This window comes from Acinetobacter sp. GRABPA_MV_2, from assembly GCF_056725885.1.
On the sequence record NZ_JBWZNA010000010.1, the window covers coordinates 96,606 to 115,132 of the forward strand.

12 protein-coding genes and 1 pseudogene are annotated in these 18,527 nt (G+C 39.6%); 7 read left to right on the forward strand and 6 right to left on the reverse strand.

The window, feature by feature from the left end; genetic code table 11:
• The first annotated feature begins 4 nt into the window (after positions 1-4).
• A complete protein-coding gene (locus tag ACXM0J_RS10685; RefSeq protein ID WP_086264658.1) occupies positions 5-625 on the forward strand; it encodes an ATP-binding cassette domain-containing protein in 621 nt (206 codons plus the stop codon).
• 47 nt (positions 626-672) lie between these two features.
• Here ACXM0J_RS10685 and ACXM0J_RS10690 read toward each other — a convergent pair whose 3' ends face one another.
• Both ACXM0J_RS10690 and ACXM0J_RS10695 read right to left on the reverse strand, forming a co-directional pair.
• Positions 673-2,277, reverse strand: a complete 1,605-nt coding sequence (locus ACXM0J_RS10690; RefSeq protein ID WP_086264659.1) for a PepSY-associated TM helix domain-containing protein — start codon at positions 2,275-2,277, stop codon at positions 673-675.
• Between the two features lie 2 nt (positions 2,278-2,279).
• Positions 2,280-2,570: a hypothetical protein gene (locus ACXM0J_RS10695; RefSeq protein WP_086264660.1), complete on the reverse strand. Its 291-nt coding sequence runs from the start codon at positions 2,568-2,570 to the stop codon at positions 2,280-2,282.
• A gap of 413 nt (positions 2,571-2,983) precedes the next feature.
• Here ACXM0J_RS10695 and ACXM0J_RS10700 point away from each other — a divergent pair, with 413 nt between their 5' ends.
• Positions 2,984-3,715 carry a 4'-phosphopantetheinyl transferase family protein gene (locus ACXM0J_RS10700; protein ID WP_086264662.1) on the forward strand — a complete coding sequence of 244 codons (732 nt, stop codon included), beginning with the start codon at positions 2,984-2,986 and terminating at the stop codon, positions 3,713-3,715.
• Positions 3,716-3,757: 42 nt separating this feature from the next.
• On the opposite strand, the gene entS is transcribed toward ACXM0J_RS10700, so the two are convergent.
• Genes entS through fes form a run of 4 tightly spaced genes read right to left on the reverse strand, consistent with a single transcriptional unit; the run spans position 3,758 to position 13,613 of the window.
• A complete protein-coding gene (entS, locus tag ACXM0J_RS10705; protein WP_086264663.1) occupies positions 3,758-5,008 on the reverse strand; it encodes an enterobactin transporter EntS in 1,251 nt (416 codons plus the stop codon).
• Positions 5,005-12,156: a non-ribosomal peptide synthetase gene (locus ACXM0J_RS10710; RefSeq protein WP_086264664.1), complete on the reverse strand. Its 7,152-nt coding sequence runs from the start codon at positions 12,154-12,156 to the stop codon at positions 5,005-5,007. Before ACXM0J_RS10710 ends, entS begins: the two co-directional genes overlap by 4 nt.
• A 12-nt stretch (positions 12,157-12,168) precedes the next feature.
• Positions 12,169-12,384, reverse strand: a complete 216-nt coding sequence (locus tag ACXM0J_RS10715; RefSeq protein WP_005305165.1) for an MbtH family protein — start codon at positions 12,382-12,384, stop codon at positions 12,169-12,171.
• A 29-nt stretch (positions 12,385-12,413) separates the two neighbouring features.
• Positions 12,414-13,613: an enterochelin esterase gene (gene fes / locus ACXM0J_RS10720; protein ID WP_086264665.1), complete on the reverse strand. Its 1,200-nt coding sequence runs from the start codon at positions 13,611-13,613 to the stop codon at positions 12,414-12,416.
• Between the two features lie 266 nt (positions 13,614-13,879).
• Between fes and ACXM0J_RS10725 the strand changes: the two genes are divergently transcribed.
• From ACXM0J_RS10725 to ACXM0J_RS10745, 5 genes and pseudogenes are all read left to right on the forward strand, one after another.
• Positions 13,880-14,650, forward strand: a complete 771-nt coding sequence (locus tag ACXM0J_RS10725; protein ID WP_086264666.1) for an SDR family oxidoreductase — start codon at positions 13,880-13,882, stop codon at positions 14,648-14,650.
• Between the two features lie 44 nt (positions 14,651-14,694).
• On the forward strand, positions 14,695-15,933 hold the full coding sequence (locus ACXM0J_RS10730; protein WP_086264667.1) for an isochorismate synthase: 1,239 nt from the start codon (positions 14,695-14,697) through the stop codon (positions 15,931-15,933).
• Complete coding sequence (locus ACXM0J_RS10735; protein WP_086264668.1) at positions 15,930-17,594, forward strand: (2,3-dihydroxybenzoyl)adenylate synthase; 1,665 nt, start codon at positions 15,930-15,932, stop codon at positions 17,592-17,594. The genes ACXM0J_RS10730 and ACXM0J_RS10735 overlap by 4 nt, the downstream gene beginning before the upstream one ends.
• 20 nt (positions 17,595-17,614) lie before the next feature.
• A pseudogene (locus ACXM0J_RS10740) lies at positions 17,615-18,265 on the forward strand (isochorismatase family protein); the annotation flags it as partial.
• 30 nt (positions 18,266-18,295) lie between these two features.
• Complete coding sequence (locus ACXM0J_RS10745; protein ID WP_235823111.1) at positions 18,296-18,484, forward strand: phosphopantetheine-binding protein; 189 nt, start codon at positions 18,296-18,298, stop codon at positions 18,482-18,484.
• The last annotated feature ends 43 nt before the right edge of the window (positions 18,485-18,527 follow it).

The following is an 18,527-nucleotide window of genomic DNA, read 5'->3' on the forward strand; positions in this document are numbered from 1 at the left end:
AATTATGTTGATTGATTGCCGTTTCCAGCTACAAATGGGCCAATTTCATATTGAACCTAGTTTTCAGTCAGATACTTCTGTTATTGGATTATTTGGTGCCTCTGGGTCAGGTAAAACATCGATTTTACATGCCATTGCAGGGCTGAACACTCCGCGTAGTGGACTCATTAAAATACAGGGCCAAACATGGTTTGATTCAGATCAAAAAATTAATTTAAGCGTGCAAAAGCGGCACGTTGGATTGGTTTTTCAAGATGCTCAGCTTTTTCCCCATAAAACGGTAAAGCAAAATTTATTATTTGGCCTTAAGCATCTTTCTCAACAAGAACGTCACTTTGAAGCAGATTACATTATTGAATTATTAAAGTTAGGGCATTTATTACAACGTATGCCTATCAAACTATCAGGTGGTGAAAAACAGCGCGTGGCACTGGGTCGAGCATTGCTATATTCACCTAAGCTGTTACTACTTGATGAGCCATTATCAGCACTAGATGCGAATCATAAAGCTGAAATTATTCCTTTTTTTCAGAAGGTAAAAGAGGAACTAAAAATTCCGATGATTTATGTGAGTCATGATATTCAAGAAATTAAACAACTAACTGAAACAATGTGGATTTTATAGTTTTTTTATATTTCACACATTATTTCAGTTTTGTCGATTTATGGTTATTAGCTAGCCCATAAACTACCTGTTGGAGCAGATTTTCGGCGATCTTGGGCTTGTTGATAAAAACGCCAGAATGCGAAAGCAAAAATGATAGCTAAGAAATCAACCACTAAGATTTCTCCGCCATGTACCCATAAGCCACTTTGGGGAATGAAGTGAGCAAATAGGGATGTAAGTGGAATCGCAAATAACACCAAAACCAAGGTTAACAGCAGTTGTGGTAAAGCTTTTGCATAGCCAATCACAAAGGTATAAATCAAAGTCAGTAGGAAAATCGCATAATAACCATACATAAAGAGGTGATTCATGCTTTCAATGTTAAGCGCTGCGAAAAACCAACGACTAGCTAACATTGTGCCCACGACTGCTAAAACACACCCTAAACATGCACCTATCGTTAAGTTCGCAAGGAACACCACATCTTTACGTTGAACAGGAACAGGGTCTTCAGCACGCTTTTGTTTACGCGCACGAGTTTCAACCCAAAGGATGTTACCTGTATAAAACAAGAAAGCACCCCCAACACCTAAAACAAAATAAATCCAACGTACGCCAGTACCACCAAAACTGCCAAAATGCAGGCTAAACATGGCGTTGATTAACTTATTCCCAGCATCAGTCTGTGTGTTAATACCTTTATGATTAAAGTGCTCAACTGCATATGGATTCATACGCATAAAGTCATGATTTGCACCGCGCAACATCTGATCTGAGCTATAGAGGGCAATTCGTGCATTGGCTTTTTCAGGTTTGTCTAGGCCACTGAACTGGATATATTCAACTGAATATTCAGGCGCTACTTTTTTAGCTTGAGCTAATATTTGCTGCACATCAATTTGTGTTTGTTTAGGTTGAATCAGCGCTGGGGGAGAACGCTGAAAAACTGGCTGTCCTTTGAGGGCAAGTTGTCCAATCGCATCATAAAAAAAGTCATGAAAAGCAAAGACAATAACGCTAATACTAATAATGATGTGGAACGGTAAGCTCGTAATTCCAATCACGTTATGTGCATCTAGCCAAAAGCGCTTTTTATTTTTGCCAGGCCGAATGACAAAGTAGTCCTTTACCAAGGTTGGTAAAAGAATAATGACTCCTGAAAGCAAGGCAAGAAAATATAAAATTGAAACCACACCCATCACATAAAGACCTAATCCGTGATGGCCTGCCATACCCGGTATGCCTGCTGTTTCATGTAACTGTTCGATTAGCCAGCCTGCTTTAGATAAGTTTTCTTGAGCAACGATTAATTGACCTTTATCATCTAAGCTTGCCATCCATGTAGACTGAGCAGCATTAAAGCCATCTCCACGTTCATGCTCGCTCCACGTAATGGGTGCATAGTGAAATTCATTGGACGATAAATTTAGTGTGAAGTTCTTTTGTGCAGCAGGATAGGCAGTCTGTACTTTTTGAATGAGTTCATTATATTGATCGGGTGAGACTTTCGGTAAAACTTGCTGTGTTGGCGTAGCCCACTTACTAATATGGTGCTGAAACATGCTGAGCCCACCAGCAAAGAAACAGATAAAAAGCAAAATCCCAGCACATACACCCACCCAAGTATGCATGCTTTTTGCTAATTTCATGATGTCTGAACGTACTTTCATGTTTAACCCCGTAAGACAAAAATACAGCTATACGCTAGGGCATTAGCAATGAATAAATAGATAAGCGCTTTTCGTCCAGTCGTAAAAAAATAACTGCCAAACATAATAGGCATCCAAAACCAAGGAACACTCCACATTCCCACTTGCACCAATAAATCCATGGCAACATAAGGTTGGCCTAATAAAACAATCAAATTACCAATCGCGATAGAAAGACTTAGACCAAAAACTCCACCAGCAAAAGTGTTACTCCACCAGTCTGGCTGGATCGGAGACTGAATTTTAGCTTTCATGAAACCAGTTTCCGTTTAAAAAGCGCCATAAAAGGGAGGAAAGACCACGCAAAAATGATGAGCATGAACCAGCAAAAAGCGGCAACCACTTTCGGTAAGCTTGCAAAGAGCGTAATAAATCCAATGCCTAATAGCACTAGACCTAAATACTTAAAGAAAGTAGGAAGATGTTGAGACAATAGATTTTGGTTGCTATGACTACAATAGATACTGACCGCTCCCAACAGAGTCAAAAAAAGTCCTATAAGTTTCATAATCGATGTTTATAAGTAAATTAAAGTCAAAATTTACCCAACAGTATAAGTAAATAATAATTATTATCAAATGATAAATATAATTATTTATGTATTTGCAGTGAGTAAGTTAAGATAGGTGATAACTAATTAAAAATATTTATTTTGAAGTCGAATACAGTGAATCATTATCTATACATTCCTGAACAACTCAGTACATCAATTTATGAAATTTCGAACCCTATTTTTTTTACATCAAAGCTATTTTGTTACGGGCTAGATTTATCAAAAACGCAGCATTTTCATATAGACCAACAATTAGAGCATCCCCTAAAAATTGCTCAAGCGTGTGTCGAACGTAAAAATGAATACTTATGTGGCAGGGTATTAGCTCAGGCTGTTTTAAATCATCATTTCGGTTTAGATCAGCCCATAACCTCGATGCACGAACCTTTGCCCATCTGGCCAACTCATGTTTTGGGTAGCATTAGTCATTCACAAAATAAGTTAATTGTTGCGCTATCTAATAATGCGGTTTATTTGGGAATTGATATTGAGCACTGGGTGACTTCAGAATTTGCTCAAGAGAGTGCACATCTTATTTTAACGCCGTCTGAGTTTGATTTATGGAAAAGTAAAGCGGCTGAGTTTTTTGATTTTTCCCGTTATGTGAGTTTAATTTTCTCTGTAAAAGAAAGCCTATATAAAGCGGTTTATCCCACTGCAAAGCAATATATTGATTTCTTGGAAGCATCTATAGTCGATATTAATTTTGAAAATCAAACATTAACGCTAACTTTTTTGCCTGAAATTCAGCAGCGCTATCAACTCTTAGAACAATATCAAGGTGGTTGGGTCGTAGAACAAGACCATATTATGACTTGGGTTTTTCAGGCACATCATTCTTCTTAAAACAAAAGAAGGCAATGAATTGCCTTCTTTTTTATTTAGGGTTTAATTTTCTTGTAGCTTAGGATCTTGGAATCCAGTTTCGCGTATATCTTGAGAGTTGAATAAAAACATAAATCCTACAGCAAAGCTTAATATACCAAAAAAGAGGATACTTCCTGATATTGGTAAAAACCGAGTTAAAAGTCCTAAAGTTGTGGTGGCAACCGAATCTCCTAAGGCATCTTGTGCAAGCCAGATTGCATTAATACGTCCTAAATATTCATCAGGTGTATGTCCTTGCACAATGCTGTATTGAAGCAAGTTGGCAATCGACATCAAATATCCAAATAAACATAAAATGAGCAAGGACACCAGTAACCACGGAGAAAGCCCAATCATAATCATGCAGCCAAAAACACCTAAGCACGTATAGAGCATGACTAAGCCAGGTTTGAGTAACCTTGTTGTCCACCCACTGAGTAAGGCTCCCAAGGTTGAGCCTAAAGGTACAGCCGAATACATAAGTCCAAGTTCAAATGCGCCACCGTGAAAAATTTCATCTGCCATTTGCGGAAAAATAATACGTATAGCACTGCTAAAACTGAGCAGTGTTCCAATTAAAATGGTGCTACCAACCACTTTATTTTTAAAAACGAATTTAAACCCTTGAGCTAATTGGCGAAGAGGACTTTCACCATTTGATGCGTGTTGTGGTTTGAGTGCTGGTAACCCTATTAATAAAAACACAGTCAGTAAAGTACCCACCATTGAGACCCAATACACAGTTGCTACACCACTAGCCGCAATTAAAATACCGCCGATTGCAGGCGAAATCACGGTTGCAAGGCGTACGGATACCATACTAATCGCACGGGCTTGTACAATATTTTCACGACCGACAATTACAGGCATGATTGCCATCATCGCTGTTACACCGAGTGCACCAAAGAAACCATCCCATGCTGAAAAAAAGTAAATAGCATAAAGTGAAGGGTGCTCAAACATGGCGTTGATGGCGAGGCCAGCAAAGCCTAAACCACACACACCACGTGCCAATAAAATCAGCCATTTCCGATCTTTGCGATCTGACAGCAAACCACCAAGTAACAAGCCAATAAACATGGCAATGCCTTCAAAAGCCATTGCAACTGCAACATTAAGCGAACTACCCGTAATGTCGTAGACTTGTTTTGGAATAGCCACGACCAACATGCCAATCGTTAATAATGACAATGTACGGGCAATAAATACATGTCGGAAATGAGCATTACGTTTTAAAAGACTAAAATCGGTGAATATAGATTTGAAACTCATAGCGTGTGCTCCTCTAAACCGCGTGCCTGACAAATCATGCGGTTTAAAATTGGACCGAGTGTTTCAAGTTGCTGTGGAGACAATATATCGGTATGGTCCGCTTCACTCAGTCGAACAATATTGAGTTTTTTGACTAAAGGTGACCATTGTTGTTCTGGTTGGATATACGGCAGCAAGTCTTTTTCAGCGACGACTAAGTGTAATTCACCATCAAAGTGCGGCATTTTATAGGGTTTTAATAAACGGACGGCATCGCGATAGTTTGCGAAAATATCTTCCTGTAAACGGCGGGTTTCTTCATTTAATGCCGTATCTGCATCGGCTAAAATATCATTGAAGAACTGGAGTTGCTCTTGTTCAGTTTCAGCATTCATTTCCTCTACCGACAAATCTAACCACTGATGAATTTCAGCAGGATAAGTATCTAACAAGCCGAGATAATCAACTTTTTCACCTTGTTCAGTTAACTTCGCTGCAACTGCATAAGCCACAGTGCCGCCAAGTGAATAACCTAGTAAGGTATAAGGTCCTGTTGGTTGTTGCTTGCGAATAATCTCAAGTTGTTTTTCAACCAATTCGTCCATATCCGTACTATTTGCCAATAGGCCATCTGGGCGAGGAGACTGCAATCCAATAATAGGTAAATCAGAATGTAAATAACGATTCAGCACCGTATATTGCCATGCTGAACCAGAACCTGGGAAGAAGCAGAACAATGGATGCCCTGAGCCAGAACGGATTGGTAAAATAGGTTGCATGCCAGTTTGTTCAACTTCTGCCAAACGTTCTTGTGTAAGCAGTAAAGCTGCTAAACGTTGAATCGTGACATGACTCATCAACTGGCCAATTGGAATGGTCCGCTTAAATACTTTTCGGATTTCAATTGCAAGTTTCATCACCAAAATGGAATGTCCACCAATGGCAAAGAAATCTTCGTTAACACTAATATTTTGATCTGTATTTAAAACTTGCTGGAAAATACGAGTCAGTTCATGTTCAAAAGCAGTGGTTGCATACTGTTTTTCTGTATTTGAAGAATCAAGCTGCGGTTGCGGCAGTGCTTTACGGTCCAGCTTACCATTATGACTTAATGGGAATTGCTCGACCAATATATAGTGTGTCGGCACCATATATGCAGGAAGCTGTTTCTCTAATTGTTTCTTTAACTGCTCAATATCCACAGGTTCAGTTGTCTGCAAGTAAGCAACCAACTGAATATCAGCTTTATTTTGTTCAAAAGAAATAGGATGTACAACTACATCAACACCGCTGATTAAGCGTAATTGTTGCTCAATTTCACCCAGTTCAATACGTTGCCCACGTATCTTTAACTGGTCATCAGCACGGCCTATATATTGAATACTGCCGTCTGCATGCCATCGGGCAATATCACCAGTACGGTACATGCGTTGACCTGCTGCGAATGGATTTGCCACAAAACGTGTTGCCGTTAAGTCCGCTCGATGCAAATAACCCATTGCCAATTGATGACCTGCTAAATAAAGCTCACCGTCTACTCCAATAGGAACAGGGCGCAAGTATTGATCTAAAATATAAAGCTGGGTATTCCAGACTGGATAACCAATCGCAATGCTATTTTCTTCAGGACGTAATCCCAACGTTGCATCCATATAACTCACATCTACTGCAGCTTCAGTTGGTCCATATAAGTTATGCAACTCACAACTAAAGTGTTGGGTAAATGATTTTGCTAAAGCCGTTGGTAAAGCTTCACCACTACAGAACACTCTGCGAATTGGTAAACTTTGGCGCTGAGCAAGTGACAAAATTTCTGTAGCGGCATTTTCAAAAACAGCCAACATTGATGGTACAAAATGTAATGTTGTTACCTGATATTTTTGAATAAGGCTTAACAATGCCAATGGATCACGGTGTGCATCTACTGGTGCCATAAATAATCGTGCACCTACTAAATATGACCAGAAAAACTCCCATACTGAAACATCGAAAGTACAAGGCGTTTTTTGCAAAATCGTATCGTTGGCTGACAGTGGATACTCTGATTGCATCCATAAAATACGGTTCACAATGGCTTGGTGAGAAACCATAACACCTTTTGGTTGGCCTGTTGTACCTGACGTATAGATTAAATAGGCCGGATGCTGTGGCGTAATGACTGTCGTTTTATAGCTACTTAAATCAACCTGCGTTTCATCAAACAATTCATTAAAAGCAAAGGTAGCTATTGATGGAGGGGCAATAGCAGCTAGATCTTTTTGTTCACCAATCACAAGTTTAGATTTTGCATCCTGCAACATAAATTTGATGCGTTCAGACGGATGTTGTAAATCAATAGGTAAATAAGCTGCACCTGCTTCAATCACCGCTAAAATAGCGATACTGAGTTTGACTGATCTTGGTAGGGCGACAGCAACAATATCACCAACCTGTACGCCCGCACTTTGCAATTGCTGTGCTAAAGCACAAACTTGCAAACGCACTTCACTGAAACTGAGCTGATGATTTTCATCGGATAACGCCGTTTGTTGAGGCGTAATTCGAGCTTGTTCTCTAAGTAATTGCTGTAATGTGCTCTGACGAACATAGTATTGGGTTTGATTCGTTTGTTGGATTAAATCGCGTTCTTCAGTCAATTGTAAGCGATAGTGAGCTAGAGATGTCTCTGGTTCATTTAATGCAATTTCAATCAATTGAACCATTCGCTCGAGGAAGTGTTCAGGCTGATCAATTACACCACGCTGCTCGAGTAATAGCTCGATTTGATGATCAGGAATAACCAATAAAGCAAGTGGATAATGGCTGTAACCGCGATTTGTGAGTTTGGAGATCGTAGCATCACCAAGTTTTTGCTGTAAATACTGGTTATCTGGGTAGTTTTCTACAACTAATAAACTATCGAAAAGATTGCCTTGCCCCACTAATTGCTGAATTGCACTTAGTCCTAAACCATCATGTTCTAAATGCTCAACATGCAATTGCTGCAACTGAGTCAATTGTTCCCAAAGCGTTTGCTGCATGTTGAGTTTTACACGCACCGGAATCGTATTTAAAAACAATCCGATTTGTTGCTCTAAACCATTGATAGGTGCCGAACGCCCAGAAACAGGAGTACCAAACACAATATCTTCACGATGAGCATAAATATTTAAAGTCATTGCCCAAATCATTTGCATGAAAACATTGAGCGTGATGCCTTGCTGACGTAATTTGTATTGAAGTTTCGCACCCAGTTCAGCACTTAAACGATATGAAGTTTCTTGCACAGCTTGCTGTGGTTGATTAAATAAAATAAGTGGTTGTAAATCAGCTAAATCACGTTGCCATATAGCTTTTGAGGTTTCATGGTCACGCCCAGATAAAGCTTTAATCACCTTTTCATAACTATGTTCAAGTACTGGCAGTGGTTGGTTAGTCTGCTGATATGCCTTAATAAAGTCTTGTAAAAACAGAGGAGTTGACCAGCCATCTGTTAACAGATGATGTACCATAATCAATAGTTCTGACTGTTCAGGAGCATATTGAATTAAAGTTGCCCGAATTAAGCCATAAGGTTGGTCGAGGTGAGTCGGTTGCTTCAATGCCTCTTGAATGGTTTGCTCAAGCAGATCGGGAGTAACCGCACAGAATTGAACTGGCCAAGCTTGAGTAGGATGTAATGAATAGATAAAAACAGGTTCTTCAGCTAATTCGCTATCAAAATGTCCACCTAATTGAGGGTGACGTTTTAATACGGTAATCAACGCTTGCTGTAAACGTACCGGATCAATGTCACCATTTAGACTTAGACGAGTAAAGGCATTATAGTTCGATTGACTTTCTACTTGAGATAAGAACAGCATGCCTTTTTGCAAAGGAAGCAAAGGCAGAATCGTACTGTTTTTGCCATATTTTTCTTGAACCTTTTGTACTAAATCTGCTGAAAATAACGGTTTTGAAACTGCCGCTTGTTGCTCATCTAAACGGGTGAGTTGCGGCGCCATCGCGGCGACTGTTTTAAATTGGAATACATCACTTGGTCTTAAGCCGTAACCATGTTGGCGCAATTGAGTACAAAGCATAATGGCAGAAATACTATCGCCACCTGTCATAAAGAAGTCGTCATCAATCCCAATAGCATCAAGCTTAAGAACAGATGCAGTAATTTGGCATAAAAGCTGTTGCTCAGGTGTTTCGGCCATTCGGCTATGGGTACGAATTTGAGGCTTTGGTAGTGCTTTTTTATCAACTTTTCCACTTACATTTCGTGGAAATTCGGACATAACAGTCAGGGCAGAAGGCACCATATATTCAGGTAAGTTTTGACGTAACTGACTTAAATATTGCTGACTTAGTTGTTCACGGGTTTTTTCATCAAGTTCAATGTCTTTGACCACACAATAACCGAGTAAACGATGACTGTTATTAATCGGTTCTGCAATCACGACTGCGCTTTCAACATTGGCTAAAATCGAAAGCGCATTTTCGACTTCGCCAATCTCAACACGATAACCACGGATTTTAATCTGGTCATCACAGCGGCCCATAAATTCAAGTTTACCTGTGCTATTCCAGCGGACTAAATCACCTGTACGGTACATGCGCTGTCCATGTTCAAATGGATTCGCTACAAAGCGGGCAGCACTTAAGTCAGCGCGACCTAAATAACCATTGGCGATCCCAAAGCCAGAAATATAAAGCTCACCAATAACGCCAGTCGGGCATCGTTGTAAGTGGCGATCTAGTACGTAGGCCTGTGTATTACCAATAGGGTTACCAATGACAGGGCGAGCTGTCTGCTTTAATTCTGCTCGGAAAGTATCAACCGTATATTCTGTTGGACCATATAAGTTATGAGCAAAAAGCGCTGGCTGAGCATTGAGCTGTTGCCATAAGGCTAGAGGTGCAGCTTCACCACCAATCAAAATAAGACTTGGATGATGTTGATTTTCAGCAAATAAACCATTCGTCATCATTTGTGCACAAAAAGATGGCGGTAGATCGAGTGTATCAATTTGTCGTTGCTGAATTTCTTTCACTAAACCAAATGCATCACGGCGCATGTTTTCATCAAAAATATGTAGCTCTTGGCCCCATAACATCCAGAAAACTTGCAACCAAGATGAGTCAAACGAGAAAGAGTGTGTATGCGCTGCACGTAACGGACGGTCAGGGAAACGCTCATTTACCGCTTCTAATACTGGCCAATAGATGGTTGGTTTATGCGACAAAATGAGGTTGAGTAAAGAACCATGTGTGTTCATTACTCCTTTAGGACGACCAGTACTTCCTGAGGTAAAAATTACATAAGCGACGTCTTGAAAATCAAATTTACGATTTTCAGCAGGAATATCACTCGCGTCTTGCTTTCGAATTTTTCTCTGGACATTTTCATTATCAAGATATAGCTGTTGAATATTTTGAGGTAACTGCTGTGCAAGTGCTTGTGTGGTTAATACAAATAATGGATTTGCATCTTCACACATCATTTGCATACGATCGATTGGATAATCTAGATCGAGAGGCAAGAAACTTGCACCAGAATTTAATACAGATAACATCACCACAACTGAGTCAATCGAACGAGGAATAGCACCAGCAATGACAGTTTGCTTTTTGGCCCCATTTTCTTGTAAAAACCGTGTCAGTTGATTCACTCGTACTGCAAGCTCAGCAAAACTAAGATGCTGAAGGTTTGGACGTTCGCCACTCACAATTGCGGTACGTTCGGGATAGTTTTTAATTTGCTCATAAAAAATATCTAAAACATTATTATATTGGGCAGGGTGGCTAACACGTGGACCAATACCACTTTGGGTTAGGGTAGCCAGCTCTTGTGGTGTCGTAGTATTAAAATTGCTACATGCCTGTTCTGGACGAATTAGAGCTTGTTCAAGCAATAAAGTTAAGCGTTGACCATGGTTAAATAGTTCATCTTGTGTATAACGCTGCGAATCTGCACGTAGTTCGATAATGAGTTCATGATCTTGAACAATAAAGGAAAACTCAAAATCATCAATTGGTCCTGTAGAAATATGGTGTGTTTTGACCTTTTCACCGTCTAACACCAAGTCTTGATCAAAAGCTTTATAATTTAAAATAGGACCGTACATTCGTTCATGAATATCGATACTATTTAAATCTCTTAAAATTTGTTCTGCATCGTATTTTTGATGTGGGCGAATTTCTCGTAATTGCCCTTGTACATGTTGAGCCAAGCTCACCCAACTGTCTTTTTCATCAACTTTAAACTTCACAGGCAACACATTTACCGTAGGTAAGGTTGAGCGAATCGCTTTTGAGCCTAAACGGCGCATAAATGGAATACCGTTAACCAACTCAGCTTTATCAGTCAGTTTGTAAACATAGTGTAATGACAATGACATCATCATGTCATTTAAAGCTAGCTTAGATTGCGCAGCTAAAGCTTGAATTTGCTCTAAAATTCCTTGAGAAAAACGCAGCTGATGCTTAACAAATGTTGCTGTAGTTTTTGCCGCTAAATGATGAGTACTTAAACTAACTGGACTAGGTAAATCTTCACAGTAAGCTTTCCAGAAAGCTTGGTCTATTTTAAATTGATGACTATTTTCATAAGCCTGACGTTCCGAAATAACTTCATTCACGCCAATAAACGGAGAAACCGAAAGTTCTTTTCCTTCTTGTAATTGTTGATAAAGTTCAACAATACGTTTGGTTAAGTTAATCATGCTAAATCCATCAAGCATGATGTGGTGATAACGTTGATACCAATACACTTTGTCATGCGTCGTAAATAGCACCTGACGGAACAGTTGAGATTCACCAGCTTTAAGTGATTTAGCACATTGACGGTCTGATGGCATCCAGTCCCATAAGCGTTGTTGAGCTTTTTTAGGCGTTAAATGACAAAAATCAAATTCTTCAATTTGAAACTGAATTTGATTATTAAGCTCAATAAATGGTTGAGACGCTTCAGATGAATATGAAGCAATGACCGTATCGGCTTCATTTAAGCCGATTTGAATTGCTTTTTTAAACGTTGGGATATCGACAGTTTTTGGTAGTTCCAAACAATGCGCAATGGTATATAAATCTTCAATTGAACTTAAATGATCGGCAAGAAAAATACCGAGCTGAGTAGAGGCTAATTCAAAACGAGCAGGTTGTGAAAGGTCCGGAGTAAATTCATTGTTTAATGCCTGATTCATGACAATACTCCTTTACGCTTGTTGAAAGGGGTTAATTGCAAGCCAGTGCTTTTCCACATATGCAATACACGAAGCCCGCGTATCTGGTCCATGCTGAATATCCCACCCCGATGGCACCTGATGTTGAGCAGGCCATAAACTGAACTCACCTTGTTGATTTTTTAAAACCTGAAAAGACAAACTTTCATTATCGAAAGGATTAATATAGTTTTCCTGTAAGTTGCTCATGATATTGTTATCCTTGATGAAACAAATGGTTATAGTGAAAGAGTTTTTTGCAATGCCTTAAGCAAGTCAGTACGCCAGTTCACGGCATCATGTCCGCCTGAAAAACTGTGAAAACTCACTTGATTAAATGATTGCAATTGTTGATAAAGTTGAAAGGCATCGTCCCGCATATCGGTTTCATATGTGCCGGCACTGATATAAATTTGAGTTGTTTTTGCTAATTGATGAGATAAGTTTTGAAGCAGTTCTAAAATATTACCTTTGTGTTTTTGACCTAACGTACTGTTCGAAAAATCTGACCACCAATAAGATCCAGATTGCAAAATCAGGGAAGTAAAAATGGTCGGGAACAACAAAGCGCTATGTAAAGCGCATAATCCACCTAAACTTTGACCACATAACGTAATGCCTGTTTTAGAAATAAAAGAATATTCTTTTAAGAGTATTTCAATAAGTTCATCAACCAACGCCTGACTAAACGCATCATGACAACCATAATCTTGTTGGCGTTGTTGACTATTGAAACTATGAACAAAAACATAAACTGCTGGGCGAATCTTATCTGTAACAGTTAAATGCTGAAGTTCGGGAATAATCGAAAGCTCTCGGCTCCAGATTTGGCCATCAAGCAAAATGATGAGTGGCAAGTCTTCTTGAGTTGTTTGATGACTAATAAAAACGTCGACTAAATAGTCCTGCTGGCATAAGCGACTTGACCACTGAAATGTCTTTGTAATTGGGCAATCGGCTATTAAAGATTTCGTGTTTTTAAGTTGAATTTGATTGATATATCGAGCTAGATGTCCCGTGTAAAACCGATGTTGATTGAATGGGTCAATTTGAGCACTCTGTTTAAGCTGTGTTTGCCACCATGAGCGTCGTGTTGCCGCACAATCTCTTTCTGGCGCTTCTTCACTAGCCGTAACTACAACATAACTACCAGCCCAAGCTAGAGGCAGCTCTATTTCAAAAAAGTACACATCTGTCCCAGCGATACGGCTAAAACGATTCCACTTTTGATAGATGGAAGGGCTCTGTGAATAGATATCAATATAAACAAAGATACTTTCTTTAAGCTCAGGGCTACGCCAAACAAAGGTACAAAGCGCTTTATTTTTTTGCAGGTTGACCAGCGGGCTACCTAGTTTTTTTAAGGTATTCCACCAGACTTCACTCCCAACATTGAATTGTTGAAATAGGGGATGTAAGGGTTGAGAAAATGGCTTCATTTTGAGTCCATCTCGACAAGAAAGCGCGGTCAAATTATCAAAATGATTCTCATTAGTAAATGAAAACAATTATCATTATAATCAATAAAAAAAGACGTGTTTTATTAAAATCATTAAAAAACAATTAAGTAAGTTGATTTCTTGGTTAATAAATAACTTGATTTAGATTGTAATCTTATGTTTGATATTTATCGCACTTGATAATAATGATAATTATTTGCAATTATGTGGCGAAATTTAATATTCGTGTCAAACTGGAGTAAAACATGAGCTCTACCATCGTAGTCACAGGTGCTGCAAGAGGTATTGGAGCTGCTATTACAAAAAAATTATTGCAGCAAGGGTATCAAGTCATCGGCATCGACCAACAGGAAAACCCAGAACAATGGGAAATCGCACAAAAGCTAGAAGATAGTGAAAAATCACGTTGGCAAGGCTTTCGGCAAGATATTACTGATCAAGAAACAACAGCAAAGCTCATTAACAATATTTTAAACAAACATAGCGTGACGGGTTTAGTGAATGCAGCGGGCGTGTTGATTATGCGTTCTATGCTTGAAGCAAAAACAGAAGATTGGCAAACACTTTTCTCGGTCAATGTCATGGCACCTATTGCGATTAGTCAACAACTGGCCAAGCATTTTTGTGAAAAAAAGCAGGGAAGTATTGTCACGATTAGCTCGAATAGTTCACGGATGCCACGTATACAACTTGGCATGTATGCAACGACAAAAGCTGCATTGAGCCATTACTGCCGTAATCTTGCTCTTGAAATCGCACCTCATCAAGTACGGCTTAATATTGTTTCACCAGGCTCTACGCTAACTCAAATGCAGCAGCAGCTTTGGACAGATAATACACCTCCGCCTGCGGTAATCGATGGAGATTTAAGCCAATACCGTACAGGCATTCCGTTAAGAAAATTAGCCCAACCTGAAGATATTGCCAATACGGTCAGCTTTTTACTTTCTGATCAGGCTGCACAAATTACCATGCAAGAAATTGTGGTTGATGGAGGAGCCACTTTAGGCGTTTAAACATCCATTCATTACAACAAAATAACTGTATAAGGAGTTGCGAGATGTCGGCACAGCATCCGTATTTTATCCAACGAGAAAATTTTACTGAAAGCCGCGTTGCATTAGCACAAGAAATTTTAAATTGTGGAAATGACGCAGGTTTTATTTTCACAACGCCAGAATACACCATCAATAGTCATCAAAAATTACGAGATATTCAAGTCACAAAAAATAGCCTTTTAAAAGATTGGTTAGATGAAGCAAGAGCTCAATTACAGCTTGCAATAAATGACGGTTATAAAGACGTCAAAATTATGGGTGGACTACCATTTTGCTCGGCAGCCGATGTCAATTTAATGCTCATGCAAAATGCAAAAATCTATCAGAAAGTACTCTATGCACAATCCGATATTGATTTTGGTCCTTTATCTTTAGAAAAGGCAGATTACTTCCCTTTAGGTGAACATTATCAACAGCAAGTTGAGTATTTAGTTCAGCAAATGAAAGCAAAAAAACTTGATAAGGCCGTACTTGCTCGTATTTTACAACTTGAATTTGAACAAAATATTCCCGTCTCGGACTTATTTTACAACTTAGCTAAGCATAATCCCGAAGGCTATAACTATGCAGTCGCGAGGCATCCTCAGCGTGAAGGATGGTTTGTTGGTGCAAGCCCCGAACTTTTAATTGCAAAGCAAAATACAAAAATCTGGAGCAAACCGGTTGCTGGTACATTGGCTCGTGATGATGACCCAACCGTAGACCAAAACAACGCCAGAGCATTACTTTCTTCACAAAAAGATCAACGTGAGCATGCTCTTGTCATCGAAATGATTGCTGATGAGCTAACACCTTTCTGCAAGCAATTACAAGTACCTAAACAACCATCCCTCATTCGTACTAAACGCCTCTGGCACTTGGCATCACATATTACTGGCGAACTTAAGAAAGCCGATACTCATGTTTTTGACTTAATTGAACGTTTACACCCAACACCCGCAATTTGTGGAGAGCCTAGTCCAATTGCTAAAGAATTAATTCAGCAACTAGAACCATTTAACCGTGAATTATTTGCAGGAACTATGGGCTGGGCAGATGAACAAGGTAATGGTGAATGGTCGGTGACTGTTCGCTGTGCCCGAATCTATCAGAACATTGCTCGTTTATTTGCTGGTGCAGGGATTGTGGAGGCATCTCGTCCACAAGCCGAACATGCTGAAACAGCCGCTAAATTTCGTACTGTACTGGATGGATTCCAGATTTCACCCAATCAATTGCCAATACAAGGACCAAACACATGACAACACAGGTTTATCTGGATGGCGCCGTGCCATATCCAGCAGAGTTTGCTGAGATTTACCGTAAAAAAGGTTATTGGCTTGGACAAAACTTGAGTGATTTTTTGCGTGAAAGTGCTCAAAAATACCCACAAAATATTGCGGTATATGACGGTGATAAAGCCCTGAGTTACACTGAGTTTGATTATTTAGTCGACTGCTGTGCAACTCACTTATATCAACATGGACTAAGAGCTGGTGATAAGGCGGTTGTACAAATGCCGAATCACTATCAGTTCTATGTTTTATTTTTTGCACTGATTCGGCTTGGTGCTTTACCTGTGATGTCTTTACCCGCACATCGCTTTGCAGAATTAAGTAGTTTTTTTAAACAAACTCAAGCAAAATCTTATTTCTGTGCTGATTTTGGAGCACAAAAATTTGACTACCGAGAGCTTGCCGAAAAGCTTCAGCAAACTGCTCCTTGCTTACGACATGTATTTGTACTTGGAAATGCCGATAAATTTATAGCAATTCAAGATATATTAAAAGAAACCAGTATCTTGGATGCAGCGATTTCTCCGACTACGGCAGATCAGGTTGCTTTCTTACAACTTTCAGGTGGAAGTACTGGTGTTCCTAAACTGATTCCACGCACCCATGACGACTACTTATATAGCGTACGTGAGAGCGCAAAAATCTGCCATCTCAACCAGTCATCACGCTTACTCATGGTTTTGCCAGCGGCGCATAATTTTTCAATGAGCTCGGCGGGTTCTTTAGGTATTTTTTATTCGGGCGGTGCTGTGGTTTTAGGAACTGACCCAAGCCCTGAAACTGCTTTTTCATTAATCAAAAAACACGGTGTAACAGATGCTTGCTTGGTTCCTGCTTTGGTTCGACCATGGATGGATAAAGCAGCGAAAGATCAAGATCCAATATTATCAACTTTACGTTGCTTGCAAGTCGGAGGAGCACGATTACCCGATGCAGTTGCCTCACGCTTGATTGATGAGTTCCAAGTTAACTTACAACAAGTCTTTGGAATGGCTGAAGGGCTAGTGAATTACACCCGTTTTGGGATGACGAAAGAACAGATTATCCATACCCAAGGTTTAAAAATCTCACTAGATGATGAAATTTTAGTGCTGGATGATAACGATCAGCCAGTAGATGCTGGAGAGGTAGGGCATTTGTTGACGCGCGGCCCTTATACCATTCGCGGCTATTATCAAGCGCCAGAGCACAACGCTCGTTCTTTCACACCAGATGGTTTTTATCGAACAGGCGATTTAGTACGTATTCGCGAAGATGGCTGCATTGTTGTGGAAGGGCGTTCAAAAGAACAAATCAATCGCGCTGGTGAAAAAATTGCGACAGAAGAAGTTGAACAAGCTTTATTAACTCATCCACAAATTCGTCTAGCAGCATTGGTTGCTATGCCTGATGAGATTATGGGTGAAAAAAGCTGCGCCTTTGTTGCATGGCAAGCACAAACCGATGATCCGAGCCCAATTCGTCTTGCAATGTCAGTTCGTCAACATCTAAAAGATTATGGACTTGCTACTTACAAAATTCCCGATCGAGTCGAATTTATCGAGCAATTTCCATATACAGCCTTTGGAAAAATCAACAAAAAAAGATTACGTCAACAATTTGAAACCAACACCAATGTTCTTGCTTAAAGATAAAAAGGAAAAATTTGATGAGTATTCCTAAAATTGCTAGTTACAGCATGCCACAAGCGCACGAGTTTACAGCGAATAAAACACATTGGCAGTTGCATACCAATCGCGCTGTTTTATTAGTACATGATATGCAGCAATATTTTTTAGATTTTTATGATCAAACTCAAGCGCCTATTCCAGAGCTTATTAAAAATACCAAAGAACTGATTGAAACTGCGCGTAAGTTTAATATTCCTGTGGTCTATACGGCACAGCCCGGTAACCAGACACCTGAACATCGCCAGTTATTAACTGACTTTTGGGGAACTGGCCTAAAAGATGACCCTAAAATTACTCAAATTTTGCCAGAAATTACGCCTGATAAAAATGATACTGTCTTAACAAAGTGGCGTTATAGCGCTTTTAAATTTTCTCCACTCGAACAACTTATGCGTGAGTCAAACCGCGATCAACTCATCATTTGTGGTGTTTATGCTCATATTGGCTGTCTTATGAGTGCAGCGGAAGCCTTTATGCTAAATATCCAGCCGTTTTTATGTGGTGATGCGCTCGCTGATTTTAGCCGTGAAGAGCACGATATGGCTTTAAAATATGCAAGTACACGTTGTGGGCAAGTGATTACAACTCAGCAAGTCACACGAGCTTGGACACTTGAACAAGCTGCATCACCACTCACGCAAGAAGGTATTGTTTTGGCAGTGAGTGAACAACTTCAGATTCCTGCATCAGACATTCAGTTAAATGATGATTTACTCATGCTTGGACTTGATTCTGTACGACTCATGACATTAGTAGGTAAATGGCAAGCTTACGGCGCACAAGTGAGCTTTGAAGATTTAGCTGAACAACCAACACTTGAAGTGTGGATTGATAAGCTAGTCGCTTAAATTAAAAGAATGAAAAATGGCAGATATTAAATCTGCCATTTTT